We start from the raw sequence: 25,219 nt of genomic DNA on the forward strand, positions 1-25,219 counted from the left end.
AGCCCCCTCCAGTCAGTGCTTACTTACTTGATGTACGTTGCTGGAGCGCCCTGTGGCTAAAGATTCGTCCGCGCTGGAGAATGCCTAGCGTCACGCCTACGCCACCAAGCAGCACTAAGCCAAAGATTCCCAGCGCAGCGGCGTGTCCGAATGCATCGACCAGGATTCCTGTCGTGATAACGGGAATACTGAAGCCGAGGTAGGCCATCAGGAAGTAGCCGGCGCTCGCCCGCGCAGGATGCTCCCCCGTCAAGTTGAGAACGCCGCTCAGCCCACCCAGGTAGATGAAGCCATAGCAGGCACTGCTTGCCGCGATGGTACCCAGCAACACGGCCACCAGAACTCCCTGCAAGGCGCCCCAGGCGATCAATGCATACACCAAGGGCAAGATGATCAGGCCCAACTGGGTGGCCGTCTGCGGAGCCAGCTTTCTTGCCCATGGCTGGAAGAGCACACCACAGCTGCAGACACCGAAGGTTGTGAAGCCGGCCCAACCCGAGAGGCCATGCTTGGCCAGGGTGGAAGGCAGGATTGCGATGACCAGCCCTACTGTTGCCCATGCCAGCAGGATGGCGAACCCATAGCCAAGGGCACCAGGAGGATAGGTGGGCAAACGCAGCATCTCGGCCCCAGCCCGCCGTGGTGAGTCGTCCTTGAGCGTCAGCACCAGCAGTAGTGCCAACGCACCGGCTCCCAGATAGAGCCACAGGCTAGGAGGCGCTAGGCTCGGCGTGTTAAGCACGAACAAACTGGTGACGGCCGCACCGAGCCCAAATCCCAGCGCCGTACTGGCCGTCACCCAGTTGGCCGGAGCCCGACTATCCTCTCCCTCGAACAGCATGGCCATGTAAGTGGGTGCCACTGCCGATGTCAGCGCCGTGCCGATACCCATCATGAAGCGTGCGATACCTAGGGTAACCAAGCCTGGCATAGCGAGTGTCAACACTGTGGCAGCCAGGCATAGCATCAGCGCAGTATTGATCAAGGGCTTGCGCCCTACCCGCTCGGCAAGCCCATTGAACCCCAACAGCACAGGCAGGATGCCGACTACATAGCAGGCAAAGGCCACTGTCGTGGCCCCTACGCCAGCGCCGCTACGCGCTGCCAAGGCATCGTAAAGCGGCGCTTGCAGGTTGACTGCCGTTGTAATTACACAGAGCGCGAAGGCGAGTCGTATGGGTTGGGTTCGGCGCATTGTCAGGGGCTCATGATGCATGTGAAAAGAGCGCGGGCTTCAGGTAAGCCGCGAGAAGGACAATTGCATCTTCGTGCCACGCATGGAAAGGTACGATCTCACTGCTTTTCGAGAAGCTGTTCCTGGATTTTCTTGTACGGTTACCGTGGGGCGTGCCGATGTTGAAGTTGGAATTGGACAAACAATCGAACAAGCCCCTGGTAGAGCAGCTGGTCGAAAGCTTGATGGGATGGATCGGGCGCAACGGCGGCGGTGGCGGAAGCCGCTTACCTTCGATAAGACGCTTGGCCGCGGAGCATGGCATCAGCCGCAATGTCGTCATCGAAGCTTATGAAAGGCTGGTGGCACATGGGCTGGTACGTTCAAGGCCGGGCTCGGGGTTTTATGTCGCAGCGCCGACGGCACTGGCAAAGGGGAATCCGGCATCGAGCCAGCTGGAAGATTTCACGAACGATATGTGGAGCCTCTTCCAGGCTGACGAAGGTCACCTGAAGCTCGGCTGCGGCTGGTTACCCAACCATTGGCGTGAAGGCGATGACCTCACCTACGCCATTCGCCAAGTGGCGCGACAGAGCCGCTCGGGCATCTTCGATTACAGTACGCCGCTGGGCCCGCCGGATCTTCGCGGCTTGGTTCAGGAGCGCGTACGGTTATTGGGCATCGGGGCCGACGCCAATCAAATCTTGATGACAGGCGGCGGCAGCCATTCGCTGGATCTTCTTGTGCGTTTTCTACTCGAACCCGGCGATGTGGTATTCGTCGAATCGCCGGGTTATTACAATCTCATTGGCTTACTACGCTTGCAGCGTATTCAAGTCATCGGCGTGCCACGCCTAGCCAACGGCCCCGATATCGAGAGCATGGACGCATTGCTGATTCAGCACAAACCGAAGCTATTGTTCCTCAACAGCGTATTCCATAACCCCACGGGCTCTACTCTTTCACCGGCCATTGCCCATCGTATTTTGCAATTGGCCGAAGCCTATGATTTCCAGATTGTGGAAGACGATATTTACGCCGATTTCCAGCAGGAGCCCAGCACCCGCCTCGCAGCATTGGATGGCCTGGATCGGGTCATTTATCTGAGCAGTTTCTCCAAAAGCCTTTCCTCGTCGTTGCGCGTCGGTTTCATCATTGCCAAGCAGTCTCTGCTCAAGCCTCTTGTCGATATCAAGATGCTGACCAGTATTTCCGCCTCACGCTTTGCCGAACAAGTCGTAACCACTATGCTCCAGAACGGCAGCTACAGGAAATTGACGGAACGCCTCAGAATTAAGCTCTCGGAGCAGATGGCCGCGGCAATCACCATGTTGAAGCGCGCCGGCTGGGAGGTCTTTGTCGAGCCGGCAGGCGGCATGTTCGTTTGGGCACGCCATCCCGCAGCCGACTCCTCGGCCCAGCTCGTTCAACAGGCCAGGCGGATGGGCATTACGCTCTCGCCAGGGCAATTGTTTCTGCCAGAGGGAGGCGATTCTCCTTGGGTTAGGCTCAATGTGGCTTATATGAGTGACCCTAGAGCAAAGCGGTTTATCAGCGAGCCCAGCGGGACGCTGGCCTAGTCATTCCAATCAACCTAGGTATCGTTTCTTACACCCGGGTGGGCTGAAGCCCCGTCATAAGCTTCAAAAATCGTATTCAGCTCATCGAAGCTTGCCGCGTTGCCCAGGCCTTCGAAACTCCCCTCCTCGGCCATCAATTTGGCGACTTGCATGAAAGCACCCCAGGCGGTTCGCGCGAGCGCCGAGCCGACGCTGATTCGCCGCACACCGAGCCCTGCCAGGTCCGCCACCGTCAGCCCCATGTTGCCCATTACGATGGCATTGACCGGCTTCGGGGAAACGGCACTGACGATGGCGCCAAGCTCCTCTCGCGTTCGCGGCCCGGGGGCGAAGAGCACGTCTGCGCCGGCCTCGGCGTATGCCGTCAACCGTTGCAGCACATCCTTCAGCGGTTCGGGGTGCCCCACCAGGTAGCTTTCCGCCCGCGCGGTCAGCAGCACCTGCGCGCCAGTTCCATCGATGGCAGCGCGGGCGGCTCGAATGCGCTCCACGGCGAGATCGAGATCGTACAGCTGGCCCGGCTCCCCGGTGGCATCTTCGATGGAGAGCCCGGCAACGCCGGTATCGACGCAGCGCGCCACATTGGCCGCTACGGCTTCGGGCTCGTGCGCATAGCCAGACTGGAAATCCGCGCTTACCGGCAGCTCGGTGGCGTTCACCATCTCGGCGATGTGAGCGAGAGCGGCCTCGCAGGATAGCCCCAATACGGTGTCGGCCTGGCCCTGGCTGAACTGGAAACCCGCACTGGTGGTTGCCAATGCACGAAACCCGCAGTGGTGGAGGAAACGCGCGGTACCGATATCCCAAGGGTTGGGGATGACGAAGCAGCCCGAATCATGAAGCTTGGCGAAATCTGCGCGTCGTTGCTCGAGACTTACCATAACGCCTCCTGTAAGAAGCCACTCTGTGAAAACACCATCGCGCTATCGCTATTGCTCTGGTCACGGCACCCGGTAGCGCAGCTCCGCGAAACCCGTGCCCACCTGGCGGACGGAGACCAGCTCCAGCGGCGGGTTGGTGATGCGGCGTGGAAACAGCGGCTTGCCGTTGCCCAGGGTGACCGAACCCACCTGCACGAGGAGTTCGTCCAGCAAGCCGGCATCGAAGAATTGGCCGGCCAGATCGCCACCGCCTACGACCCAGAGGTTCTTCCCGCCTGCCGCTTGTACCATCTCGGCATGAATGGGTATGACGCTACCCTGCACGAAGCGAATATCCGCGCCTTCGATGCTCGGTAACTTGCGGCTCGTAAAGACCCAGGTTGGCTGCATATAGGGCCATGCCGAACCGGTTTCCTCGGCGACTTTTTCCGAATGACGCAGCATCCACTCATAGGTGGTGGAGCCCATGGCCAGCGCCCCGACCTCTGCAAAGAAGGCGGAGTAGCTCGTGTCATTGATGTCCCCCAGCGGGAAGAGCCAGTCCAGGGAATCGTCTTCGGTGGCGATGAAGCCATCGAGGCTCGTGGCCGTATAGTACTGCGTCTTCATGGTATTTCGGCTCCGATTGATCAGGCGTTCATCCGGCTGCCTCAGCGGTCGTTCAGCCCCTTGCCCGCGAGAATGGTCGGCACGCACTTTTCGATTCTCGACGTTCGCGTGTTGGACTGCTTGGCACCGGAGAAATGAAGGATATAGCCTCTTTGCCGCCCCGGCGTGAGCGCTTCGAAGGCAGTTTTCAGGGCCGCGTTGCCATCAAGCGCCACCTGAAACTCCTCGGGATATTCCAGCTCGTGCTTCTCCTTGAAATCCACCGTCAGGCCGGCCTTCTCCACTTCGATAGCTTCTTGAAGATAGGCTTTTAACGTTGGCGCCAATGCATCGATTTCTTGCTCCTGGGTAAAGCGAACCTGGCGCATCGCCTGGGAATTCTCTCCCGGTGCGACGAGAATGCTTTCGGGGTCCTTCAGCAAACTACCCTTGAAGAAGCCGAGTGCGCAGTATGCCTTCATTGCAAAGATGATGGCCACGTTGCTGTCCTGGAACGAGTAGCAAAGCTTTCCCCACTTCACGTCTTCACTCAACTCGCAGTCAAGCAGTATGGCTCGAAGCTTATTTCTCTCTTCCTGCCATTCAGTCTTGTTCAAGAGCGCTTCGACTTTTGGATTTGTTGTTTTCATTGCCTCTATTCTCTTGGCCAATGGAATGAGGATCTCGCCACAGTCAGTGCTTACTTACACTCTCACCCTCTAACCTCTAACCCTCTCTCAAACGTACCACTCCAACCCTTCATAGGAGCTTTTGCGCAGTTCCGCCAGCCGGCTTTTAAGATGGCCCGAGTGGATTTCCAGCTTGTGGCCATCCGGATCGAGGAAGTAGAGGTGATCGGCTCGAGGCCCACTACGCGAGTGTAGAAGTCGAATGAGCGTTCGAGATTGCGCACGGCAAGCGTCTCAGGTGGTTGATGCCGGAAATCATGCTTCTCCCCTTTCAGCGGGATGCGTCATTCACGAGAGAACGTATCACCCGGCAGGGATTGCCGCCGGCAAACACATCCTCGGGGATGTCCTTGGTCACCACACTGCCGGCGCCGATGACCGAGCGGGCACCGATGGTGACACCGGGGCATAGAATCGCCCCGCCGCCGATCCAGACGTCGTCGCCGATGGTGATGGGCTTGGCGGCTTCCAGGCCGCCGCGGCGCTGCTCGGCATCGAGCGGGTGGGTGGCGGTGTAGACCTGCACATTGGGGCCAAACATCACGTGATTGCCGATGGTGACCTGCGCCACGTCGAGGATCACGCAGTTGAAGTTGAAGAAGACCCGCTCGCCCAGCGTGATATTGCCGCCGTAGTCGCAGTAGAACGGCGGCTCGATGAAGGTGCCCTTGCCCATGGTGCCGAACAGTTCGAGCAGCAGCCGCTTGCGCTTACTCCCCTGGTCGTCGCTCGTATCGTTGAAGGCCTTGGTCAGCAGACGGGCGTGGCGGCGTTCACGTTGCAGCTCAGTATCGCGCGGGTCGTAGAGCTCGCCGGCCAGCATTTTTTCCTTTTCGCTCTTCATTGCATCTCCCTTGTCGTAGCCGTTTCAATTGGGGTGAGGCAGATGCCCTAGAGGCAAGGCCGATTGCGCCTTTACCGTCGAAATCGCGAAGTTGCTTCGTATGTCGCCGACACCCGGCAGTTTCAACAGTTTGTCGAGCAACAGCGCCTCGTAGGCGGCCAGATCCGGCACCACCACCTGCAGCAGGAAGTCCGCTTCTCCCGAGACTAGATGGCAGGAAACGACTTCCGGTAGCTTGACGACGGCCTCTCGAAACGCCCGGGCCATCTCGTCATGGTGCTGCTTGACCTTGATCCCTACGAATACCGTGAGTCCCAACCCCACCCCGCCTCGCTCCAGCGCAGCGTGATAGCCCTGGATGATGCCCCTTTCCTCGAGCAACCGCACTCGGCGTAGACAAGGCGATGGCGAGAGCCCCACCTCTTCGGCGAGCTGAACGTTGGTTAGCCGTGCATCACGTTGCAAGGCAGAGAGGATACGGCGGTCAAGATTGTCGAGCTTCATTTTTGGCATGATTGACAAGTCCATCGCATATTGTCGTTTTGATTATGCCAATAATAGCCGCCATGCAGTTCAACTACGCAACACGCTTCGACCTGACTTTCCTTATGCTGAGGCCATATTGAGCCGATCAAGGGAGGTCGTGGCATGGAACACCTGGGCCTGTTCGTTGCCGCGCTAGCCATTGCCTATCTGGTGCCCGGGCCGGATATGGTTCTGATTCTGCAAACTGCCAGCCGACAAGGCCGTGGCCTTGCCTTGGCAACGGCATGCGGCCTGGGGTTGGCACGCGCAGCCCATGTCGCCCTGGCAGCCATGGGCTTGGCGGCTTTGCTGAAAGCGTCACCGCTGCTGTTCGATATCCTACGAGGAATTGGCGCCGCGTACCTGGTCTGGCTGGGCATCCGGCTCGCCCGCGCCGACATGTGGTCGGATACCGCAAGCGCTGCACCGCAGACACTTCTTCCGCGCTCCTACCGCCTGGCATTCCAGCGCGGCTTGCTAACCAACATTGCCAATCCCAAGGCCCTGCTGTTCTGCTCGGTACTGCTGCCGCAGTTCATGCGCGTCGATTCCGGCATGGTGGCGCTGCAATTCACGCTGCTCGGCATCGTGCTAGTAGGCGTCGGGCTGATCTTCGACCTGTTCTATACGGCAGTTGGCATCGCTCTAGGCCGCTGGATGGCAAGTCACCCGCTTGCGCAGCGCTTCCAGCGCTGGCTATTCGCCACCTTGCTGATGGGCTTCGGTACAAAACTGGCGTTGAGCGGCTAACTTCGGCTCGCCTATATGCCCCGGTATGCATTCATACACCAGGGGCGGCACCGGTGTTGAGAACGACCTCGCGGAGGAAGGTCACAGGCCAAACAACCGCCACACGAGCGGCAGGAACAGCGCGGTGAACACGCCCGTCAGGCTCATGCCGAGCGAGGCGAAGGCGCCGGCGGTGGGGCCGAGTTCGAAGGCGCGCACGATACCGATGGCGTGGCCGTTCACGCCGAGGGCGAAACCGAGGATCCGCTTGTCGGTGATCTTGAGCAGGCGGGCCAGCAGAGAGACGAAGATGGTGGTCAGCACGCCGGTGATGAGCAGCCCGCCCAGCATCAGCGAGAGCGAGCCGCCGATCTGTTCTCGAATGCCCATGGCCAGGGGCGCGGTGACCGACTTCGGTGCCAGCGAGGCCAGCACGTCAGCCGGCGCCCCCAGCAGCCAGGCGATCAGCACGGCATAAAGCGCGGCCAGCACGGCGGCCAGCGGCACGCAGCAGAGGATCGGCTTCCATAACGCGAAGATGTGCTGTCGCTGCTGGTAGAGCGGCACCGCCAGCGCCACGGTGGCAGGGCCCAAGAGCAGGGTCAGCCAGGCGACGTTGCGCTGATAATCGACATATTCATACCGCAGCAGCCACAGGCTTGCCGCCGTGAGCACGGCGCCGATCAGCACCGCCGGGCACCAGCTCGGTCGGCCCATCCGTTCGAACAAACGGATGCCGCCAAGATAGGCGGCCAGGGTCAGCGCAACGGCGAGTATCGGTGTGTTCAGCAGGGAGGCGTGCAGCTCGCTCATGGCTGACGCCTCCGCTCATCGGCGCTCACGGCTTCCCGGGGCATGAAGCGTCGCATCAGCCATAGCGTGGTCAGCACGCTGAGGAAGGTACCTATGCCCAGGGCGGCCATGATCGCCGTCCAGTGGCCGGCGAACTCATCGATCACGAAGAACACACCCACCACTCCGGGCATGATCAGCATGGCGAGCAGCGGTATCAGCGCCTGGCTCGCCGTGGCCACGCTCTCGTTCAGGCGCCGCTTTACCAGCAGCCAGGCCAGCAGCAACAGTAGCCCTGCCATGGCGTGAGAGACGGGAAGCGACAGCAGCTCAACGACAGTGTGGCCGAGCAGTTGGAAACCGAGCAGCCACAGGAACCCACGCAACAGCTTCATGCCATCTCCATTCGGCCCAGGATGGTGTCCGCTTGTGGCTTCCGAAGAGCCAGGCAGCCAGGACAGGTGCATTGCAGGAAAGATTATCACGCTATCGTTTGCGCGTGGATGCTCCTGATTTTTTACCTCAGCCCTCGTTCCCGCAATGCCTCCGCCCCAGTAAGCGTTTACCTACCTGGCAGCGCCCGGTATGGGGGCCTCAAACCGACTCGAGCAGCTCGGCTTGATAGGCCTCGTGTAGCAGTGCGAGAAATTCCGGCGCCTCCGGCAGCGATACCGGGCCGATCCGGTCGACAGCAATGCCAGGCGTCCATGAGTTCATCACCACGCCCCCCTTCAGCGAGGATAAATCCGACAGGGTTACCGCCTGGGTGCGCTGGGTAATGCCAAGACGCTGCAATTGCCGACGCAGAATCCCCATCGTGGTGCCCAGGAGCATGTCCGCCTGCGGCCACACCACTGCAGCACCATCCCAGAAGGCAAGGTTCCAGATCGTGCCTTCGCTGAGTCGCCCTGCTCTATCCAGAAACACCGCATCGTCGTAGCGCTGCTCTGTGGCCTGGCGCAGGTAGTAGGTCTTGGCCACTTCGCCTACGTGCTTCACTTGCGGCAGTACGCGCTCGTACTCGACCGGTGCCAGCGCCAGCGGGCCTTGTGGGCCGGAAGAAGGCGGTGCCGTGCGCACCAGCACCTCCGGGGTCGCTTCAGGCCCAGCCACGGTGAACTCCCCGGCGGGCGAATAGAGCGTGGCCAGAAGCGAGAGATCGGCTGGGCCTGCCTCTACGGCCTTTCGCAAGTAGCGACGGATCTCTTCGTCGGCAAGCGCCTGGCCAAACAGCTCTCGCGACGCAAAGCGCAGCCGTTCCAGATGAAGATCGAGGCCGCGAATCTTGCCGCCTCGTACCTGCATGGCAGTGAAGTGGGCGTAGCCCGCGAAGGCCAGCGGTGAAAGCTCGCTGGCTGTGGCGTCAAGGCCATTGCGCTGTGTCACGTAGGTTTCCCGGTTTGCTGTCATGAGGTCGCTCCGTATTCAAGGTTCGCTTGATAATGTCGCGTTGACTCTTCACTGGGAAACGAGTACTTCTCGATGAACCATCAAGTTTGGCTTGAAGAATAATGAGCAACCGACTACTGCCTGGTACGCGGGCATTGAGAACTTTCGAGGCTGCGGGAAGGCACTTGAACTTCACGCGTGCCGCGGAGGAAGTGGGGCTGACCCCAGCGGCGGTCAGCTATCAGATCAAGGAGATGGAACAGCAGCTGGGTATCGAGCTGTTCGTGCGCAGCAGCCGCAGCATTCGGCTCACGCCTGCCGGAGCGATAGTGTTCGAGGCCGCCAGCGAAGCCCTGGAAAACCTGCAGCGTGCCGTGGGGCGTGCGCGAAAGATGGCCCGAGGTTCATCACCGCTGCGCCTCTCGCTCGGCGCCCGTTTCGCCACGAACTGGCTCCTGCCCCGGCTCTCCCATTTCAGGGAGGCCGTTCCCTCCCTGGAGTTGACGTTCGACATTACCGATGACGTCAGGGATTTCGAACTCGATGACATCGACGCGGCCATTCGATTCGGCAGCGGCCAGTACGCCAATGCCCGCTCGGACCGGTTGTTCGAGACGACGGTGGTGCCCGTCTGCAGCCCGGCACTGCTCGAGGCCGGCGACGGCCTGAAGGCTCCCGAAGGTCTACTGAAGCACACGCTGTGTCATGTGGATTGCCACGTCGGCGGCCAACCCTGGCCGAATTGGCCCATGTGGATGGCGGCGGCTGGCATCGACGACTTCGACGCCAGCCGCTGCGTGGCCTTCTCCGAGGCGAGCCATGTCGTGCAAGCCGTGCTCGAAGGCGGCGCCGTGGGCCTTGCCGAGCCGGCCATGATAGAAAGCGAGCTCCGCCAGGGCCGCCTGGTGAAGCTGTTCGACATAGAACTCGCGGTGATGCCGGAGTTCGCCTACTACCTGGTCTATCCCAAAAGCGGCCAGTTCGACCCGCGAATCTTAGCCTTCAGGGAGTGGCTGCTCAATGAAGTACACGCTTCGCACCTCACGGAGGCCGGCTCTGCCGCGCCAGCGGCCGTTTGAAGAGAGCCACCACTTCTCAAGAGCTTTTCACCCTTTCCGGTACCGATCTTTGGGCAAACATCCACGCCGGCAGTTGGGCTCGCTTCAGCCACGGCAGCCTGGCCAGCATGGCGATGACCACCAGCGCGAAGCCGAGCCGTGCCCATAGCAGGCCGGAGAGGTCCGCCCCCATCAGCATGATCAGCAGCGTATCTTCGATCAGGCTGTGGCAGAGGCCGAGGAAGCAGAGCGTGAGCACGATGTCCCGCGGGGTCAGGCGGCCGGAATGCGCCTCGCGTAGCAGCAGGCCGGCACCGAAGGTGAGCCCCAGGGTGATGCCGATCACGGTGATGTTGGCCGCTGCCGGGCCGATGCCAAGCAGCCGCAGCAGCGGATAGAGCAGCTTGTGAATCAGCCGCTCGACGCCCAGCCAGTGCAGCAGCCTGAGCAGACTCATCAGCGCGAAGATCACCACGAAGATGGTCGCCAGCGTGGTGGCCTGGCCCTGCAGCCAGGCCACCAGGGTCGCCTCCTGGGCGGAAGGCTGCCACACCACGTGGTTGGCGTGCTGAAGCCAGCCTCCCCACGAATAGCTCAGGTGCAGCAGCCAACCCAGCAGCCAGGCACCGCCGGCTCGCAGCAGCACCGTCAACCACCATGGCACGCCGGCCATGCGCGCCACCGCCCCCTCTATCGGCAGCGAGTGCCCCACGGCCATCAGCACACCCAGCACCGTCACCTGCGCCACGGTCAGCGGCGTATCCCGCGTGACTTCGAAGAAGATGACCAGGCCGGTGTAGATGTTGGTCAGCAGCGTGGCGGCCCACACCAGGCTCAACGGCTCGGGTAGCCCCAGCGGCGCCATCAACGGCGCGAGCCACTGGCCGAGCAGCTCGGTCATGCCCAGCATCTCGAGCGCCTTCACGATCAGCAGTGCCGGCACCATCACCTTGAGCAGGGTCCAATAGACCGTCCAGGCCTCGCGCAGCAGCTTACCCATCGGGCCGAGCAGGCGGGCAGGAAGTCGTTGTGTCATGTGGGCGTCGTTCCGTCAGGGAGCCAGTTGCTTACTTTACTCATGTACCGGACAAGGCGATGGCGTTATTACTCTGAAACGGGAAGAATGTTGCTTTCTGTAGGTGGCGAAGGAAATTTCCTGCACATGGACAGACTCGACCTGAGGATCCTCGATCAATTGCAGCATGATGCCAGCCTGACCAACCAGGCGCTGGCGGAGCGGGTCGGGCTTTCCCCTTCGGCCTGCCTGAAGCGCGTTCGTCGCCTGAAGGAGCAAGGCGTGATCCAGCGCGAAGTAGCGATTCTGGCGCCCGAAGCGCTGGGTGCCAATCTCCACATGGTGGTGGAAGTCACCATGACGCGAGACGACAAGGCGCTCTACGGCCGCTTCATCAAGGAGATGGAGGCAGCCCCCGAAGTCACCCAGTGCTACCAGGTCACCGGCGAGGTGGATTTCGTGCTGATCGTCAGCGTGCCCAACATGCAGTGCTACGATCGCTTCTGCGACCGCGTGCTGGATGCAAGCGACGGCGTGCACAAGTTCCGCACCCTGATATCGCGCAAGCGCACCAAGTTCGAGACGCGACTGCCGCTGGACATTTGATCGCTGGCCAAAGCGCTTGCCCTACTCGTCCTTGGGGCCGACCCAGGCGAAGGGGTTGTGGGCGACTTCCCAGAGATAGCCGTCCGGGTCGGAGAAGTACCCCGAGTAGCCACCCCAGAACACCTTCTGGCCGGGCTTGACCAGCTTGGCGCCAGCGGCAACCGCCTGTTCCAGGAGCTCGTCGACCTCGGCTTCGGAGGCCAGGTTGTGGGCCAGGGCGATGCCGGTAAAGCCGCTGCCTTCGGCAGGAACGCCCGCATCCTCGGCCAGCGCCTCGCGGCCGTAGAGCCCCAGCCAGGTGCCGTTTAGAGTGAAGAAGGCCACTTCGGGCGGCGACTCCATCCTGGGAAGACCCAGCCCCTCTTCGTAGAAGCGAATCGACGCCGCAAGATCGCGAACACCGAGCGTGATCATGCTGATCCTTGGCTTCATGTTGCGACTCCTCTATTCCCTGGCCAACGATACACTGCCGCTCGTGATTACCGACGAGCCACCAGCAAGCCCACCCCCGCACTACCAAGCAGCGCCGCACAGCCTCGATTGAACAACCGTCGCATGGCGGGGCGCGAGAACCACTGGCGCAGGAAAGCGCCGACATAAGCGTAGCCGGCGATGGCGACCCACTCGAGCATCAAAAAGAGTGCGCCAAGAACGGTGAACTGCAGCGCAACGGGGCCTGTAGGGTCGACGAACTGCGGCAGGAAGGCGGTGAAGATCAGGATCGCCTTGGGGTTGCCCGCCGCCAGCAGGAATTCCTGGCGTGCCAACCCCAGCAGGCTGCGCTGCCGCTCTTCAAATTCGCGCTCCTCACCAGGTTCGGCGAACCACAGCTGGTAGGCCAGCCAGAACAGGTAAGCGGCCCCCAGCAGCTTGATAACGAGAAACAGCTTTTCCGAGGCATACAGCAGCGTGGCAAGCCCGGAGGCCGCCAGTGCAATCATCGCCACGAATGCGACCAAGCGGCCGATTCCCGCCAGGCAGGCAACGTTGACACCGTAGCGCTTGGCATTGCTCATGGAGAGCAGGTTATTGGGGCCCGGCGCCAGGTTGAGCGCGAAGCAGGCCGGTATGAACAGCAATAGCGTCGTCAGGCTCATGGTCGTTTTCCTGATTTTCTATAGATCTTGTCTTGCTTCAGCGGGTAGCCCTGCTTGAGTCTGCCTTTGGTCGAATGAGCCATACCCGCTCAGTGGGGCTCGGCTGCCAGCCGCTGCTGCCATTGCGCTCGCTGCATACGGTAAAGGCGCACCGGCCGCTTGTGGAACTCCAGCGTCTCGAAGCAGCCGAATCCCACCTTCTCCACCACCCGCACCGATGCCGTGTGCGCCGACTCGACGATCGCGACGATCGAATCGAAACGCTTGTCGGTGAAGGCATGCCCTAGCGCAGCAATAGAGGCTTCGGTTGCCAGCCCCTGGCCCCAGTAACGCCTGGCAAGCCGGTAGCCCAGGTTCAACTCCATGGTGCCTTCGATCTTTTCAGGTGATACGCCGCAGAAGCCGATGAAGTTGCCGTCCTGCCTGTCCACCAGTGCCAGCGGCCCTGTGCGGTGCTTGATGTAACAGTCGAAACACCAGTCGAGGAAGATGCGGGTGGCCATGTCATCACAAACGCCGCGCAGTGAATGGCGCATCACCTCCGGGTCGGCGAGCATCTCGGCCAGCGCCGGCAAGTCACCGGTAGTCAGTGGGCGCAGCCGAAGGCGCGGCGTTTCCAAATCACACATGGGTCCTCCCTAACGACATCATGATTGGGCGCTGGCCGGCTCCAAGCTAAGCGGCACCGGTATATCGAAGTGCAGCACGTCCTCGCGAACGCCGAGTTTCGAGTAGAGCTCGATGGCAGGGCTATCGCCCATATCCGCCTGAACGTAGACGACATAAGCGCCACGCTGCGCCGCAATCGCCTTGAGCCTTTCGATCAGCGCCGTGGCGATACCCTCACGCCGGTGTGCTTCGGCTACCGCCAAGTCGTAAATATAGATCTCGCTGCGCTCCTGCTCGAACTTTGGCAGCTCGTAGGCGGCCAGGCCGCCTACCACCTCGTCTCCCTTGCGGGCCACCAGGGCAATGAAGATGTCGCTTGCCAGCAGGCGTTCCATGTAGGCTCGACCGGGGCGGGCGGCACCATAGGTATCTACTTCGTTGAACGCCTCACCGAATACGGTCAGCAGCTTATCCATCCACCTGGTGTCGTGGGATGAAAGCGTCTCGATAACAAATCCAGCGGCTGCGTCCATCATTCACCTTCTTCTTACTAGCTTAGTCACGTCCTGCCGGAGCATTTATCCGGATCGGTAATGCTTGGTCAGCAGCACCGTTATGCGCTATTCAATGGGCTATGCTCAAGTTTTTCCACTCGCAAGGACGCGAATCGGCCATGGCACGACTTCATCTGACTTCCGCCAGGGACTGGCTCGACCGCCTGAATCGTTCACCTCATGCCCTTTGGCTGCTGTTCGGCGCCTCGATGCTCGAAACCTTGTTGGTGCCGATCCCCATCGAAGTCATCCTCATCCCTTGGATGCTGTGCCATCCCGAGCGTAAATGGACGATTGCCGGCGTGGCATTGGCAGGCAACCTGGTAGCGGCATCGCTAGGTTATTTGTTAGGGGTTTCCGTCATGGAGCAGTGGGGGAACCAACTGGTCGGCCTATTCGGCGGCCAGGAAGCCTTCGAAACCTTTCGCTCTAGACTGCAGGCAGATGGATTCTTGGCCGTGACCACCATTGGCGTAACGCCGATACCTTTCCAGACCGCCATGCTGGCCGCCGGAGCAAGCGGCTACCCTTACCCGCTGTTCCTGCTGGCGGCAATGCTGGGTCGTGGCGTGCGTTATTTCGGGCTCGCCCTGCTCGTCGCCCTGGCTGGCGACGCGGCGCTCAGGCTATGGGAGCGTCATGCCAAGAAGGTCGGCCTGGTACTGCTGGTACTGTGCGGCATCTGGGTGTGGCAGGAGGTGACCACATGAATCCAGCATCTTCGTGCGCTCCCCCCTTGCCGAGATACATGAAAACCGGGGCGCCAATGGCGCCCCGGTTTTCTTCCATGAGCAGCTAGCCTTAGAACTCGGCCCATTCCGGCTCGGCTTGACGAGAAGGCTGGGTCAGTCGCTTGGTGATCCTGGCAACCTCCTGCGACGCCGCCGCCATCCCCGGCAGGGCTGGCACCGACGAGGCAGCGCTAACGCGAGACAGCTCGTTGTCGGAGAGGCGGAAGATCGAGACAGCGGATTCGAGCTGCTCGGCCTGGGCCTCGAGCGATGCCGCCGCTGCAGAAGCCTGCTCAACTAGCGCGGCGTTCTGCTGGGTCACTTCGTCCATCTGCGATACGGCCGTGTTGACCTGCTCGATACCGGAGCTCTGCTCCTGCGAGGCGGCAGCAATCTCGTCCATGATGTCGCTGACACGGCGCACCGAGGTGAGTATGTCCTCCATCGTGGTACCGGCACTCTCAACCAGCGTAGCGCCCTTGGCGACCTGCTCGCCCGAGGCTTCGATCAGCCGCTTGATCTCGCCGGCGGCTTCCGCACTTCGGCTTGCCAGGTTACGCACTTCGCTCGCCACCACAGCAAAGCCACGACCCTGCTCGCCCGCCCGAGCCGCTTCCACCGAGGCGTTCAAGGCCAGGATATTGGTCTGGAAGGCGATCGAGTCGATGACACCGATAATATCCGCCACCTTGCGCGAGCTGTCGGTAATGCCATGCATGGTATCGATGACCTCCTTGACCACCTCACCTCCACGGCCGGCGGTTGAAGAGGCATCCTTGGCCAGACTACTCCCTTGGCGCGCATTCTCGGCATTTTGGCGCACCGTGGCGGTCAGTTGCTCCATGCTGGCTGCGGTCTCTTGCAAGGAAGCCGCCTGCTCCTCGGTACGCGAGGAGAGGTCAGCATTGCCGCTGGCAATCTCACGCGCGCCCACATGAATCGAGCCGCTGCTGTCGCGCACCGTGGAAACCGTCTGGTAAAGCCCGGTCTGCATGTGCTGCATGGCGGAGAAAAGTTTGCCGATTTCGTTGCGCCCACGGTCGGTGATGGCATGCGAAAGATCACCCTTCGCCATGCGCTCGAAGTGCTGTACCGCTTCATCAAGCGGACGAATGAGGACCCGCATCATCCCCATGCGCACCGCGACGATGCAGAAAGCCACGAACAATAGGGCGATAACGTTCACGGTAGTGTAGAAATCCATAGTGGAATCGAAGCTACCCAAGAGATTGTTACCACGAGCATTGGCGAACTCCATGAATGCCTGGTTGGCTTCGAAGAACTCCTGGTTGATGAGGTCGCCTTCACGCTTGGCAGTCCGATAGGCTGCCTCATCTCCCTGCTGCAACGCTGCCAGTTGAGGCTTGAGCCCAAACTCCATGAGGCGCTTGAAAACCTCCTCGAGTGTATCGGCATGGCTCTGCCCTTGCTCGGATTTGGGAACCGCAACGTATGCGGCGAAGCGCTCATTAGCTCGGCTCAAAAACCGCTCTCCCGCCTCAAGATATTGACGAGCAAGTATCGCCTGGCCTTCATTTAGTGAATCCAGATGATTGAGAAAGCTCAACTGCGTATCGGCAGCATTCACCTGTGCGCGGTTAAGCTCATTCAACTGTGAATTGAATGTGTTCAGCTCCGTGATGGACGATTCTCCCAAAGTATTTGACTTGTAGCCCAAGAAGGCGACAACTGCGATCAGCACGGTAAAAGTCACTAACACGCCAGTAAGGCCAGCTTTTATCGATAGCTTCATTAATAAACGTTGCATTCTTTTCATCACCTGCGGTTGTCGTGTCACTGCTTCCATTGACGGATTACTTTTTCCCGAGTGGCCGGGTAGCTCAGCCAGTTCTAGGTATCGGCCTAGCGGGGCAGCAATTAACACAGGTAAGAATGGCTTTTAAAAAGGCTTGACTTAGATCAAAAAAAACAAAAGAAAATGAGGAAAAAATAGACTGAGCGGGAATTATCCCGATAGCAATCTCATAAATTATTTTATTTAAATACATTAAATTAAAATTAAGGAAATTAAAAAAGAAAGCCAAAGATAAATATTCCGCCTTTCTGGATCACGGGCTCACTTTATCTGCGCATGCTGCCTGAGCTGTTCAAACTCCTCGTTGCTGACGGCATTACGCTCGGCATCGAGGATGTGGCCGCCAAGGGAGGCGATCGACTGGGTGATATGGATCAGTGTCTCGGGGTTGCGCGCCACGCTGCGCTTGTTGAGGAAGTGGATCAGGATCGAGACGCCTGGCACGGTGGGCTGGTCGTCGCCTTCGTGGATAGGTGGCAGGGTGCCGGGCGGCGACGAGTTGGCGATGGTGAGCTTGTAGCCGGCGAGCGGGTCGCGAATGGTATAGACGCCGAGCTTGGCGTCGTAGTTGGCGTTGTATTCCTTGAGCAGGCGCGCAAGGCGGCGGTTGGTATCCAGGCCCGGCCACTCGAGGATCACGAACAGGCACTGCTGGATATCCTTGGCCGAGGCAACCTGAAAACGATGCATCGGCTCCTGTGCGTCTGGCTTAGCGACCGCTACCGGCCGAGCGGTTTCCTCCGAACTGGGCTCGGGTATCGCTTCTGCCACACGGCGCGTTGCCAGTGGCGTTTCTTCGAGTTCGTTGCGTGCGTTGCGGCTCTTGACGAAGGCCACCATGCACACCAGCGCGAGCAGCAACGCCACTCCCGCCACGATCAGCACCACTATGACCGGATCCATCCTGCGTACCTCTACCTTCGCTGGCCCATGGGCATTCCCAACTGCGACGACATTCCCTACGTTCGCATCGATCTGCGTTCCCACCGGGCAACGTCGTGTTGGGCTATTGTTGTTTCCGTGCAGATTACGCCGTTACGCTACGCATCGCTATCTACGCAATCAACGTTAGCGGGGCAGCGCCCTCCTTTCGCCGAGTCGCGTGTCGCTACGTCGGCGAGCCTTCCCAGCCGTGCCATGACGATTCACCAAACCAACACCCAACGTACCAGTTTTGCCATGCGGCTTGCGTTGAAGCTTTTCAATGGCAACCAAAGCGGTGAAACGCCATGCTAGGAGACATCAAAGCCATAGAGGAGCCCGCTATTCGAAGTGACACTGGCCGCCAGAAAGCCGGACTGTCATACCATGGAATGATGTGAAGGCCAGTGTTGTTGGTGCCGTCAACTCAGGAGCGCTGCCCCGATGGTACGACTCGACAAGAAAGCCAAGCGGTTGTATGTGCTGGATACCAATGTCCTGCTGCATGACCCCGCTGCCCTGTATCAGTTCGAGGAGCACGAAGTGGTCATCCCCATGACCGTGCTCGAGGAACTCGACAAGCTCAAGAACGGCCTGCGCGAGATCGCCCGAACCGCCCGCCAGGTCAGCCGTACCCTCTCCGACCTTACCAATCAGGTCACCTTCGACGAAATTCAACAAGGCATACCGATCCCACGCGCCGGCGGCACCACGCTCGGCAAACTCGTGTTTCTCTGCTACCCGGAGCTGAAGCCGCTCGAACATCTCGAGGAGAGCCCCGACAACGTGCTATTGGCAGAGACCTGCCGGCTGCGCGACGAACGTCCCGATGCGTCCGTCATTCTCGTAACCAAGGACATCAACCTGCGGGTAAAGGCCGCCGCCCTGCACGTACCGGTGGAGGATTACCTCACCGATCGCGCCTTCAGCGACAGTGACGTGATGCTCGAAGGGGTGCGCATCTACCCCGATGCCGAGGGCAGCAGCGGCCCCTGGGATCAGATGGAAGTCGAGGTCGAGGTGGAGCGAGTCGACCACCACACTTTCTATCGGCTGCAAGGTCGGATTCCCAGCGACTGGCACTTGGGCATGCTGATCTCCGATAGCGAGAACGGGGCCAGCTTCGAGGCGATCGTCCGGGAACTGAGCCCCGGCCAGGCCCGGCTGCAACTGCTGACCAACTATCGCCACAGGGATGGCGTATGGGGAGTTCACGCCCACGACAGCCGCCAGAACTTCGCCCTCAACCTGCTGATGGATGATGAGATAGACCTGGTCACCATCGCCGGCAGTGCCGGTACCGGCAAGACCTTCATGACGCTGGCGGCGGCTTTCCAGCAAACCCTCGACGCCAAGCGCTTCGAGCGCATCGTATTCACCCGGGCGCCGATCTCGATGAGCGAGGACATCGGCTTCCTGCCCGGCACCGAGGAGGAGAAGATGTCGCCGTGGATGGGCGCCTTCCACGACAACATGGACAACCTGCTGCGCGACGAGCATGACGGCAGCACCAGTTGGAGCCAGGACGCGACACGCAGCCTGATCGGCTCCCGGGTGCAGATCCGCGCCCCCGGCTTCATGCGCGGGCGAACCCTGAACGATACCTTCCTGATCATCGACGAGGCACAGAACTTCACACCCAAGCAGCTCAAGACCCTGCTCACCCGGGCCGGGCGCAACACCAAGATCGTCTGCCTGGGCAACGTCGGCCAGATCGACACGCCCTACCTCACCGCCAACACTTGCGGCATGGCGGCAGTGGTACAACGTTTCAGCAACTGGCCCCATGCCGGCCACGTGACCCTGCGCAGCGTGGAGCGCTCGCGCCTGGCGCTGGCTGGAGAAGAGCTGCTGTAAAAACGGACCCCCAGGCCTGGGCGAACCCCAGGCCTGGGTTCGCCTGCACTAGCCCAGCCAGAACCCCAGCGCCAGCAGCACCGCCACCCCCACCATCAGCGGCACGGCCATGTGGATGAAGGTGCGTTCATGGCGGGCCAGGTCACCGAGCCAGGCCATGACACGACGCTCCTCCACCCTCAGGCGTTCACGTACCCGCTGGCCGCGGGACTCCAGCGCAGCACCGGCCCTCCTCAGCCCCGCCGCCACCCGCTTCGCCAAGGCCAAGTAGGCCCACCACAGGTCGCCCGCCGGCAGGCGATCCGTGACGCGACGCGCTCTCCCCCCCGCCTTCGCTGCCAGCAGCGTCAGACCGGCCAAGACCAGCCCCAACGCCGCCGGCCACAGTAACCCGGGCAGCTTCTTCAACGATGGCCAAGTCACGCCGGGCTCGCCGATCGGCAGCCACCATGGTACAGCCGCCGCCGCCAGCACGGCGAATAGCCAGGCCAGGAACATGGGTGAACGCCAGGAAGTGGCAGGCTCACCGCGACGACGCCACTGACGCCACAAGGCGCGCACCATCAGCAGGGTACTACCCACGGCGGCCAGGCTGAGCCAGCTCACCAACGCTGAGTGCCCGCCCTCGTAGAGCACCTCCTTCATGAACCCCTTGGCCACCAGCCCCGAGGCCAGTGCGCCACCCAGCGAGAGCGCTGGCAGCACCAGCAGCGCCACGATCAGCCATGCCGGCAGCCGCGGGGGATGCTCGCTGATGCCCACGCCGAGGAACAGGGCACCCTTGGTCATGCCGTGGTGGCCGGCGAACAGCGCCATCGGCGCCAGCAGCGCCGGCCACAGCGCGGGCGTCGACAACCCCACGCCCACCAGGCTGGTCAGCATGCCCAGTTGGCTGACGCTGGAGTAGGCCAGCACCGCCTTGGGGTGTCGCTGGGCCACGCCCAGCAAGGCGGCCACGAAGGCCCCGATCAACCCTACGGCGATGATGGTCTCCCCCAGCCGAGCCAGCCCCGCCTCGGCATTCCCCAGCGGCAAGGTGTAAAGCCAGCCCAGCACGCCGGCCTTGACCATGACCCCACTGAGCACGGCGCTGGCCGGCGTCGGCGCCACCGGATGCGCCAGCGGCAGCCAGACGTGAAGGCCGATCACGCCCGCCTTGACCCCGAACCCCAACCACAGCAGGGACGCCATCCACAGCCCCTGGTCGGCCTCGGCAATGCCCGCTCGCAGCTCGCTGAGGGTCAGCGCCTCCACACTGCCCGCCGACCACAGCAAGCCGCCCAGGATCAATGCCTCCCCCACAAGCGCCATGACGATATAGGCCAGCCCGCCGAGCCTGGCATCGCGATCCCCGGTGTGCACCACCAGGCCGTAGGCGGCCAGTGTCATGATGACGAATCCCATGTAGAAGCTGGGGATGTCCTCGGCCACGATCAGCAGCAGGTTGCCGAACAGGGTCAGCGGCCACAGCAGAGCGAAGCGCAGCAAGCGACGGAAGATGGCCTCGTCGCCGGCTTCGGCTTCGGCTTCCCGCTGTTCTCCGGCCAGGTAGCCGCGCGCATAGCAGCCGGCCAGGAACCACAGCAAGGCGCTGAACAGCAGCCAGGGCCGGCGCGCCGCGTCCAGTTGCCACAGGCCGCCCAGTAGCCAGCTCTCCATTGCCAGCGAGAGTTCGCCTGGCCACAGCGCCAGGGCCAGCGCCGGCAGCGGTGCCGAGATCCACCAGCCGTCGAGCAGTGCCTGGCGCGGCTTCCAGCGGTGCCGGCCACCCTGCTCCATGGCCAGCCGCAGCCCACTGAGCAATAGCACCAGTAGTGGCCAGAACAATGCTACGGGAAGCATCAGGCTCATGGCAGATACTCCCCTCTCACCATGACGGTCGCCAGATCCAGCGGGCTGAAGGGAACCCCGGCCAGCAGCCCCACGAGAATGCTGAACAGCGCCGTGGCGCCAGTCGGCAGCAGCAGCCAGGCACTGGTCTCGAAGCGCCCCAGGTTGCGCTCTTCGGGCCACTGGCCGACACCGTGTGCCGGGCCCGGGCGGAACCACAGCCGGTGCAGGATGGGCAGGAAATAGGCGGCATTGAGCAGGCTGCTGGCCATCAGCACGGCGATCACCCAGGGCATGCCGGCCTCCATCGCCCCCAGGCCCAGGTACCACTTGCTGATGAAACCGGCTATCGGCGGCAGGCCGATCATGCCCAGCGCCCCCACGGTGAAGGCCATGCTGGTCAACGGCATGCGCCGCCCGGCGCCGTCGAGTTCGTCGATACGATGAATGCCGAGTTCCTCGGCATAGTTGCCGGCACAGTAGAACAGGGTGACCTTCATGAGCCCTTGATGCATCAGGTGGACGAGCCCCGCGATGGTGCCGAAGGGCCCGAACAGGCTGATCCCGAGCACGATGTAGGAGACCTGGCTGACCGTGGAGTAAGCCAGCCGAGGCTTGAGTTCCTGCTGCGACAGCGCCTTCACCGAGCCGTACAGGATGGTCACGATCGCAACGACGCTGAGCAGCGTCAGCAGCCCCAGTTCGTTGACCAGCGTTATGCCATAGACGTCGTACACAAGCCGCACGATGCCGAACGCACCCGCCTTGACCACAGCCACCGCATGCAGCAATGCGCTCACCGGTGCCGGCGCCACCATGGCTCGTGGCAGCCAGCCGTGGAGCGGTACCAGTGCGGTCTTGACCCCCAACCCCACCAGCAGCACCACGAACAGCACGGTCAACATGGGGTGTGCCTCGGGGCCGAGGTCGGCCAGCCTCTCGCGCTGGCCGAAGGCGACATCGCCCACCAGTACGTGCAACGCCACCACGCCGAGCAGCAGTATCAGGCCACCGGCGAGGGTGTAGCGCAGGTAGACCGTGCCCGCCTCCAGCGCCTTGCCATGGCCGCGATGCACCACCAAGGGGTAGGTGGAGAGCGTCAACAGCTCGTAGAACAGCAGGAAGGTAAACAGGTTACCGGCCAGGGCGATACCCACGGTGCTGGCGATGCACAGGCTGAAGAAGCCGAAGAAGCGCTTGCGGTTGGGCGAATCCTCGAGATAGCCGATGGCGTAGACGGTGGTGGCCAGCCACAGCAGCGACGAAAGGCCGGCAAACATCAGCCCCAGGGCATCGACCTGAAGCAGGAAGCTGACACCTTCCACCACCGTGAATCCGAAGGCGAAATCGTGCCCCAGGTAGTAACCCAGCACCATCAACGCCACCAGCAGCAGCTTGAGCAACGCCGCCGCCAGGTTGACCACGGCGCGTGCCCGCCAGGCTCGCTCCGGTATGACGAAGATCAGTGGTACCACCAGCAGTGAGGTGGCCAGGGTCACTATCGGCAGCCAGGCCTGGTTCATGATTCGCCTCCCGAGCCGCGCAACAGTGCCAGCGGCCACTCCGCCGCCAGCCCCAGCAACAGGGCTGCCAGTGCCAGCAGCAGGGCGATGGCATCCATACTCCATGGCACCGGGCGAAACTCGAACTCAGGCGCATCCTCGATGAAGGAGTAGCGGAAGACGCGGAAGACATAGGCGGCGCTGAGCAGCGTACCGATGCCGAGTACCGCTATCCATGGCCAATGGCCTCCGGTCAGCGCGGCATGCAGCAGCAACCATTTCGCGGTGAAGCCCATGCTCGGCGGCAGCCCGACGAGACTGATCGCCGCCATGCCGAAGCTGAGCAGCGAGAGCGGGAAGCGGCGGCTGGCGCCGGCCAGGCCCTCGACCCGGGATTCGCCGGTGGCCAGGATCAGGTTGCCGGCGGACAGGAACATGGCCGCCTTGGCCAGGCCATGGGCGGCCAGTTGCAGCCAGGTGCCTTCCCAGGCCAGCGCGGCGACGGCGGGGTCCGTGCCGATCAACAGCGGGAACGCAAGTAGCAGGTAACCCAACTGCGAGACGGTGGACCAGGCCACTATCTCCTTGAGTCCTGTCGCGCGCCAGGCCATCACGCCGCCCCAGATCACCGCGGCACCGGCCATGCCACCTATCATCCACGCCGCCACTGCCGCACCGGGCACCAACATCAGCCATAGCTGCAGGGCAACGAAGAACGAGGCCTTGATGACCAGCCCGGCATGCAGCGCACTGACCGGAATCCAGGCCGAGGCATGCACCGGAGCGAGCCAGGCATGCAGCGGAAAAGCCGCGGCCTTGAGCAACAGCCCCGCGCTGAGCAGTGCCAGCGCCACCCACAGCAGCGGCCCCGGCTTGGCGGCTTCGGCCAGCCCGACCAGGTCCAGTCTTCCCCAGGCGCCCAGCAGCAGCGAAACGCCCAGCAGGAAGGCCAATGACCCCACCAGCGCCAGCAGCAGGTAGCGCAGCCCTGCGACCAGGGCCTCGACCTTGCCCGTCAGCAGCATCAGGCCGACGGCTGCCAGCCCCATCAGCTCGAGGCCCAGGTAGAGCGAAAGCAGGTCGGCCGCCAGCCAGATCAGTGACAGGCTCGACGTCAAAAGGCCGAGTAGCGGCCAGTACCAGGCATGTCCCCGGGACTCGTCCTGAGCCTCCGCGTGGAGGTAGGCGGGAGTATAGAGCGCGCTGGCGAGTACGATCAGGTAGGTCAACGACAGCAGGATGAACGCCAGCCCGTTGAGGCGCCAGAGCAACGTCAGGGGACCGAGCTCGATCGCCCAGCTCCGGCCCGGCCCGCTGCCCATTTCGCCAAACAGCCAGGCCAGGACCAGCAGCGGCAACACGCCAGCCACGCCAACGTGCCAGCCACGCGTGGGGCGCGCCACGCCGCCGAACACGCCGAGCAGCAGCGGCAGGCCGAGGACGGCCCATAGCGCCACCGCGCCCTCGACCTGATCCGTTGGCGGCAGCAGCCCCAAGCGCTCGACCATTACGACCGGCCGTCCGAGCGGGACGCAACCCCCTGCCCCGACTCAAGCGCCTCGATCCGTCGCACCAGCAGCGCCCCGAGCGCGGTTCCCACCAGGGCCACCACCAGACCGGTGATGACCAGGCCATGGGCGGCAGGCAGCGCCTCGGCTCCGGCGAGGGACATGAGCAGCAAAAAGATGCCCGTGCCGATGACATTGAATGCCAGTAGTCGCCGCAGCAGGTGGCGATGCAGGGCGAACGCCCAGAGGCCCAGGACAAGCAACCCCAACCCCCCAGGGCGCAGTGAACCGGAACCACTATCGTCGAGAGCGACCAGGGCAGCGCCCAGCATGGCGAGTACGGCCAGTGCCGGCAGCAAGCGCTCCAGGGCGAGCCGCCAAGTCAGGGGCACCGGATCGTGCCAGTGAGCGAAAAAGCCCCGCGGCTTCCTGACCCCGGGCATCACTCCCAAGGCATAAAACAGGCAGGCGCCTGTCAGGATGGCGCCCAGTACCAATTCGAGCCACGCCAACCAGATCAACCCTAGCCGGGCCCAGGCCAACGCAACCGTCAGGCCGAAGATCACGAACCAGGTGCAGGCCCGTACCAGATGACGATCGAACAGTGACGCCACTGCCAGCAGCAGCAGAATCGCAACCAGCAGCAGCTCCTCGAATGGCGGCATCGGCAAGCGCACCTTAGTGGTGGTTGCGGTTGACGACCTCTTCGATCATGGCTTCGAGTTCATCGCCAGGCCCCTTCTCCAGCATGTCCTGCGCTTCGTGATAGAGACACAGGAAGCGCTTGCAGGAGGCACAGAACACCTTGTCGTCCGGGTTATGGACCTTGGAAACACGAAAGAGGTGGCTGCCGCAGCTAGGGCAGGACACGGGCAAACGCAACTCCTCGGACATATCGGGCATCATCACAGTCTCCTTGTGCTA

27 protein-coding genes and 1 pseudogene are annotated in these 25,219 nt (G+C 62.1%); 6 read left to right on the top strand and 22 right to left on the bottom strand.

Annotated elements, in window-relative coordinates; translation table 11 throughout:
* Positions 1 to 19: 19 nt before the first annotated feature.
* Positions 20 to 1,195 carry an MFS transporter gene (locus tag ACRWQA_RS15565; RefSeq protein WP_263583006.1) on the bottom strand — a complete coding sequence of 392 codons (1,176 nt, stop codon included), beginning with the start codon at positions 1,193 to 1,195 and terminating at the stop codon, positions 20 to 22.
* Between the two features lie 161 nt (positions 1,196 to 1,356).
* On the opposite strand from ACRWQA_RS15565, the gene ACRWQA_RS15570 reads away from it, so the two are divergent.
* The gene (locus ACRWQA_RS15570; protein WP_434228239.1) at positions 1,357 to 2,754 is read left to right on the top strand and encodes an aminotransferase-like domain-containing protein; all 1,398 of its coding nucleotides are present in this window, start codon (positions 1,357 to 1,359) and stop codon (positions 2,752 to 2,754) included.
* A gap of 14 nt (positions 2,755 to 2,768) precedes the next feature.
* Here the strand turns inward: ACRWQA_RS15570 and ACRWQA_RS15575 are convergent, their stop codons facing one another.
* The 6 genes and pseudogenes from ACRWQA_RS15575 to ACRWQA_RS15600 all read right to left on the bottom strand — a co-directional run bounded on the left by ACRWQA_RS15575 (position 2,769) and on the right by ACRWQA_RS15600 (position 6,269).
* Positions 2,769 to 3,635 (bottom strand): isocitrate lyase/PEP mutase family protein, encoded by an 867-nt coding sequence (locus tag ACRWQA_RS15575; protein ID WP_434228158.1) that lies wholly within the window; start codon positions 3,633 to 3,635, stop codon positions 2,769 to 2,771.
* A gap of 60 nt (positions 3,636 to 3,695) precedes the next feature.
* Positions 3,696 to 4,244, bottom strand: coding sequence for a dihydrofolate reductase family protein (locus ACRWQA_RS15580; RefSeq protein WP_434228160.1), 549 nt, complete (start codon positions 4,242 to 4,244; stop codon positions 3,696 to 3,698).
* Between the two features lie 41 nt (positions 4,245 to 4,285).
* Entirely contained in the window at positions 4,286 to 4,873 is a 588-nt protein-coding gene (locus tag ACRWQA_RS15585; RefSeq protein WP_434228162.1) for a YdeI/OmpD-associated family protein, read from the bottom strand.
* Between the two features lie 87 nt (positions 4,874 to 4,960).
* Positions 4,961 to 5,074 (bottom strand): annotated as a pseudogene (locus ACRWQA_RS15590) (glutathione transferase); the annotation flags it as partial.
* Between the two features lie 109 nt (positions 5,075 to 5,183).
* Complete coding sequence (locus tag ACRWQA_RS15595) at positions 5,184 to 5,756, bottom strand: sugar O-acetyltransferase (protein WP_434228163.1); 573 nt, start codon at positions 5,754 to 5,756, stop codon at positions 5,184 to 5,186.
* Positions 5,757 to 5,780: 24 nt separating this feature from the next.
* Positions 5,781 to 6,269 carry an Lrp/AsnC family transcriptional regulator gene (locus ACRWQA_RS15600; RefSeq protein WP_434228165.1) on the bottom strand — a complete coding sequence of 163 codons (489 nt, stop codon included), beginning with the start codon at positions 6,267 to 6,269 and terminating at the stop codon, positions 5,781 to 5,783.
* Positions 6,270 to 6,404: 135 nt separating this feature from the next.
* On the opposite strand from ACRWQA_RS15600, the gene ACRWQA_RS15605 reads away from it, so the two are divergent.
* Positions 6,405 to 7,031 carry a LysE family translocator gene (locus ACRWQA_RS15605; RefSeq protein WP_434228167.1) on the top strand — a complete coding sequence of 209 codons (627 nt, stop codon included), beginning with the start codon at positions 6,405 to 6,407 and terminating at the stop codon, positions 7,029 to 7,031.
* A gap of 81 nt (positions 7,032 to 7,112) precedes the next feature.
* On the opposite strand, the gene ACRWQA_RS15610 is transcribed toward ACRWQA_RS15605, so the two are convergent.
* The 3 genes from ACRWQA_RS15610 to ACRWQA_RS15620 all read right to left on the bottom strand — a co-directional run bounded on the left by ACRWQA_RS15610 (position 7,113) and on the right by ACRWQA_RS15620 (position 9,212).
* Positions 7,113 to 7,823 carry an LrgB family protein gene (locus ACRWQA_RS15610; protein WP_434228169.1) on the bottom strand — a complete coding sequence of 237 codons (711 nt, stop codon included), beginning with the start codon at positions 7,821 to 7,823 and terminating at the stop codon, positions 7,113 to 7,115.
* Positions 7,820 to 8,197, bottom strand: coding sequence for a CidA/LrgA family protein (locus tag ACRWQA_RS15615; protein ID WP_434228170.1), 378 nt, complete (start codon positions 8,195 to 8,197; stop codon positions 7,820 to 7,822). The genes ACRWQA_RS15610 and ACRWQA_RS15615 overlap by 4 nt, the downstream gene beginning before the upstream one ends.
* Positions 8,198 to 8,396: 199 nt before the next feature.
* On the bottom strand, positions 8,397 to 9,212 hold the full coding sequence (locus tag ACRWQA_RS15620) for an aminotransferase class IV family protein (RefSeq protein ID WP_434228172.1): 816 nt from the start codon (positions 9,210 to 9,212) through the stop codon (positions 8,397 to 8,399).
* A gap of 101 nt (positions 9,213 to 9,313) precedes the next feature.
* Between ACRWQA_RS15620 and ACRWQA_RS15625 the strand changes: the two genes are divergently transcribed.
* The gene (locus tag ACRWQA_RS15625) at positions 9,314 to 10,270 is read left to right on the top strand and encodes a LysR substrate-binding domain-containing protein (protein ID WP_434228174.1); all 957 of its coding nucleotides are present in this window, start codon (positions 9,314 to 9,316) and stop codon (positions 10,268 to 10,270) included.
* Positions 10,271 to 10,286: 16 nt separating this feature from the next.
* On the opposite strand, the gene ACRWQA_RS15630 is transcribed toward ACRWQA_RS15625, so the two are convergent.
* Positions 10,287 to 11,285, bottom strand: a complete 999-nt coding sequence (locus ACRWQA_RS15630) for a nucleoside recognition domain-containing protein (protein ID WP_434228175.1) — start codon at positions 11,283 to 11,285, stop codon at positions 10,287 to 10,289.
* 126 nt (positions 11,286 to 11,411) lie between these two features.
* On the opposite strand from ACRWQA_RS15630, the gene ACRWQA_RS15635 reads away from it, so the two are divergent.
* Positions 11,412 to 11,870: an Lrp/AsnC family transcriptional regulator gene (locus ACRWQA_RS15635; RefSeq protein ID WP_434228176.1), complete on the top strand. Its 459-nt coding sequence runs from the start codon at positions 11,412 to 11,414 to the stop codon at positions 11,868 to 11,870.
* 21 nt (positions 11,871 to 11,891) lie between these two features.
* Here ACRWQA_RS15635 and ACRWQA_RS15640 read toward each other — a convergent pair whose 3' ends face one another.
* From ACRWQA_RS15640 to ACRWQA_RS15655, 4 genes are all read right to left on the bottom strand, one after another.
* Positions 11,892 to 12,302 carry a VOC family protein gene (locus ACRWQA_RS15640; protein WP_263582991.1) on the bottom strand — a complete coding sequence of 137 codons (411 nt, stop codon included), beginning with the start codon at positions 12,300 to 12,302 and terminating at the stop codon, positions 11,892 to 11,894.
* A gap of 47 nt (positions 12,303 to 12,349) precedes the next feature.
* On the bottom strand, positions 12,350 to 12,967 hold the full coding sequence (locus ACRWQA_RS15645; protein ID WP_434228178.1) for a LysE family translocator: 618 nt from the start codon (positions 12,965 to 12,967) through the stop codon (positions 12,350 to 12,352).
* An 89-nt stretch (positions 12,968 to 13,056) separates the two neighbouring features.
* Positions 13,057 to 13,596: a GNAT family N-acetyltransferase gene (locus ACRWQA_RS15650; RefSeq protein ID WP_434228179.1), complete on the bottom strand. Its 540-nt coding sequence runs from the start codon at positions 13,594 to 13,596 to the stop codon at positions 13,057 to 13,059.
* Between the two features lie 18 nt (positions 13,597 to 13,614).
* Entirely contained in the window at positions 13,615 to 14,109 is a 495-nt protein-coding gene (locus ACRWQA_RS15655; RefSeq protein ID WP_263583929.1) for an AAC(3)-I family aminoglycoside N-acetyltransferase, read from the bottom strand.
* 140 nt (positions 14,110 to 14,249) lie between these two features.
* On the opposite strand from ACRWQA_RS15655, the gene ACRWQA_RS15660 reads away from it, so the two are divergent.
* Positions 14,250 to 14,840 carry a YqaA family protein gene (locus ACRWQA_RS15660; RefSeq protein WP_434228182.1) on the top strand — a complete coding sequence of 197 codons (591 nt, stop codon included), beginning with the start codon at positions 14,250 to 14,252 and terminating at the stop codon, positions 14,838 to 14,840.
* 91 nt (positions 14,841 to 14,931) lie between these two features.
* Here ACRWQA_RS15660 and ACRWQA_RS15665 read toward each other — a convergent pair whose 3' ends face one another.
* Entirely contained in the window at positions 14,932 to 16,629 is a 1,698-nt protein-coding gene (locus tag ACRWQA_RS15665) for a methyl-accepting chemotaxis protein (RefSeq protein ID WP_446326195.1), read from the bottom strand.
* A gap of 309 nt (positions 16,630 to 16,938) precedes the next feature.
* Positions 16,939 to 17,580, bottom strand: coding sequence for a cell division protein ZipA C-terminal FtsZ-binding domain-containing protein (locus ACRWQA_RS15670; RefSeq protein ID WP_434228186.1), 642 nt, complete (start codon positions 17,578 to 17,580; stop codon positions 16,939 to 16,941).
* A 462-nt stretch (positions 17,581 to 18,042) separates the two neighbouring features.
* Here ACRWQA_RS15670 and ACRWQA_RS15675 point away from each other — a divergent pair, with 462 nt between their 5' ends.
* Positions 18,043 to 19,455, top strand: a complete 1,413-nt coding sequence (locus tag ACRWQA_RS15675) for a PhoH family protein (protein WP_434228188.1) — start codon at positions 18,043 to 18,045, stop codon at positions 19,453 to 19,455.
* 48 nt (positions 19,456 to 19,503) lie between these two features.
* On the opposite strand, the gene ACRWQA_RS15680 is transcribed toward ACRWQA_RS15675, so the two are convergent.
* Genes ACRWQA_RS15680 through ACRWQA_RS15700 form a run of 5 tightly spaced genes read right to left on the bottom strand, consistent with a single transcriptional unit; the run spans position 19,504 to position 25,201 of the window.
* Positions 19,504 to 21,306: a complex I subunit 5 family protein gene (locus tag ACRWQA_RS15680; protein WP_434228189.1), complete on the bottom strand. Its 1,803-nt coding sequence runs from the start codon at positions 21,304 to 21,306 to the stop codon at positions 19,504 to 19,506.
* On the bottom strand, positions 21,303 to 22,808 hold the full coding sequence (locus ACRWQA_RS15685; RefSeq protein WP_434228190.1) for a proton-conducting transporter transmembrane domain-containing protein: 1,506 nt from the start codon (positions 22,806 to 22,808) through the stop codon (positions 21,303 to 21,305). The genes ACRWQA_RS15680 and ACRWQA_RS15685 overlap by 4 nt, the downstream gene beginning before the upstream one ends.
* Positions 22,805 to 24,295, bottom strand: coding sequence for a complex I subunit 5 family protein (locus ACRWQA_RS15690; RefSeq protein ID WP_434228192.1), 1,491 nt, complete (start codon positions 24,293 to 24,295; stop codon positions 22,805 to 22,807). Before ACRWQA_RS15690 ends, ACRWQA_RS15685 begins: the two co-directional genes overlap by 4 nt.
* The gene (locus ACRWQA_RS15695; RefSeq protein WP_434228193.1) at positions 24,295 to 24,960 is read right to left on the bottom strand and encodes an NADH-quinone oxidoreductase subunit K; all 666 of its coding nucleotides are present in this window, start codon (positions 24,958 to 24,960) and stop codon (positions 24,295 to 24,297) included. Before ACRWQA_RS15695 ends, ACRWQA_RS15690 begins: the two co-directional genes overlap by 1 nt.
* A gap of 13 nt (positions 24,961 to 24,973) precedes the next feature.
* Positions 24,974 to 25,201, bottom strand: a complete 228-nt coding sequence (locus tag ACRWQA_RS15700; RefSeq protein ID WP_434228195.1) for a hypothetical protein — start codon at positions 25,199 to 25,201, stop codon at positions 24,974 to 24,976.
* Between the last annotated feature and the right edge of the window lie 18 nt (positions 25,202 to 25,219).

This window comes from Billgrantia sp. C5P2, assembly GCF_051062895.2.

Excerpts from the sequence above, each read along its gene's own strand:
- ACRWQA_RS15685 (WP_434228190.1), bottom strand. The coding sequence starts at position 22,808 with ATGAACCAGGCCTGGCTGCCGATAGTGACCCTGGCCACCTCACTGCTG.
- ACRWQA_RS15610 (WP_434228169.1), bottom strand. The coding sequence starts at position 7,823 with ATGAGCGAGCTGCACGCCTCCCTGCTGAACACACCGATACTCGCCGTT.
- ACRWQA_RS15625 (WP_434228174.1), top strand. The coding sequence starts at position 9,314 with ATGAGCAACCGACTACTGCCTGGTACGCGGGCATTGAGAACTTTCGAG.
- ACRWQA_RS15650 (WP_434228179.1), bottom strand. The coding sequence starts at position 13,596 with ATGTGTGATTTGGAAACGCCGCGCCTTCGGCTGCGCCCACTGACTACC.
- ACRWQA_RS15605 (WP_434228167.1), top strand. The coding sequence starts at position 6,405 with ATGGAACACCTGGGCCTGTTCGTTGCCGCGCTAGCCATTGCCTATCTG.
- ACRWQA_RS15655 (WP_263583929.1), bottom strand. The coding sequence starts at position 14,109 with ATGGACGCAGCCGCTGGATTTGTTATCGAGACGCTTTCATCCCACGAC.
- ACRWQA_RS15595 (WP_434228163.1), bottom strand. The coding sequence starts at position 5,756 with ATGAAGAGCGAAAAGGAAAAAATGCTGGCCGGCGAGCTCTACGACCCG.
- ACRWQA_RS15670 (WP_434228186.1), bottom strand. The coding sequence starts at position 17,580 with ATGGATCCGGTCATAGTGGTGCTGATCGTGGCGGGAGTGGCGTTGCTG.
- ACRWQA_RS15675 (WP_434228188.1), top strand. The coding sequence starts at position 18,043 with ATGGTACGACTCGACAAGAAAGCCAAGCGGTTGTATGTGCTGGATACC.
- ACRWQA_RS15585 (WP_434228162.1), bottom strand. The coding sequence starts at position 4,873 with ATGAAAACAACAAATCCAAAAGTCGAAGCGCTCTTGAACAAGACTGAA.
- ACRWQA_RS15580 (WP_434228160.1), bottom strand. The coding sequence starts at position 4,244 with ATGAAGACGCAGTACTATACGGCCACGAGCCTCGATGGCTTCATCGCC.
- ACRWQA_RS15640 (WP_263582991.1), bottom strand. The coding sequence starts at position 12,302 with ATGAAGCCAAGGATCAGCATGATCACGCTCGGTGTTCGCGATCTTGCG.
- ACRWQA_RS15695 (WP_434228193.1), bottom strand. The coding sequence starts at position 24,960 with ATGCCGCCATTCGAGGAGCTGCTGCTGGTTGCGATTCTGCTGCTGCTG.
- ACRWQA_RS15665 (WP_446326195.1), bottom strand. The coding sequence starts at position 16,629 with ATGCAACGTTTATTAATGAAGCTATCGATAAAAGCTGGCCTTACTGGC.
- ACRWQA_RS15575 (WP_434228158.1), bottom strand. The coding sequence starts at position 3,635 with ATGGTAAGTCTCGAGCAACGACGCGCAGATTTCGCCAAGCTTCATGAT.
- ACRWQA_RS15620 (WP_434228172.1), bottom strand. The coding sequence starts at position 9,212 with ATGACAGCAAACCGGGAAACCTACGTGACACAGCGCAATGGCCTTGAC.
- ACRWQA_RS15565 (WP_263583006.1), bottom strand. The coding sequence starts at position 1,195 with ATGCGCCGAACCCAACCCATACGACTCGCCTTCGCGCTCTGTGTAATT.
- ACRWQA_RS15615 (WP_434228170.1), bottom strand. The coding sequence starts at position 8,197 with ATGAAGCTGTTGCGTGGGTTCCTGTGGCTGCTCGGTTTCCAACTGCTC.
- ACRWQA_RS15600 (WP_434228165.1), bottom strand. The coding sequence starts at position 6,269 with ATGCCAAAAATGAAGCTCGACAATCTTGACCGCCGTATCCTCTCTGCC.
- ACRWQA_RS15700 (WP_434228195.1), bottom strand. The coding sequence starts at position 25,201 with ATGATGCCCGATATGTCCGAGGAGTTGCGTTTGCCCGTGTCCTGCCCT.
- ACRWQA_RS15645 (WP_434228178.1), bottom strand. The coding sequence starts at position 12,967 with ATGAGCCTGACGACGCTATTGCTGTTCATACCGGCCTGCTTCGCGCTC.
- ACRWQA_RS15690 (WP_434228192.1), bottom strand. The coding sequence starts at position 24,295 with ATGGTCGAGCGCTTGGGGCTGCTGCCGCCAACGGATCAGGTCGAGGGC.
- ACRWQA_RS15635 (WP_434228176.1), top strand. The coding sequence starts at position 11,412 with ATGGACAGACTCGACCTGAGGATCCTCGATCAATTGCAGCATGATGCC.
- ACRWQA_RS15680 (WP_434228189.1), bottom strand. The coding sequence starts at position 21,306 with ATGAGCCTGATGCTTCCCGTAGCATTGTTCTGGCCACTACTGGTGCTA.
- ACRWQA_RS15630 (WP_434228175.1), bottom strand. The coding sequence starts at position 11,285 with ATGACACAACGACTTCCTGCCCGCCTGCTCGGCCCGATGGGTAAGCTG.
- ACRWQA_RS15660 (WP_434228182.1), top strand. The coding sequence starts at position 14,250 with ATGGCACGACTTCATCTGACTTCCGCCAGGGACTGGCTCGACCGCCTG.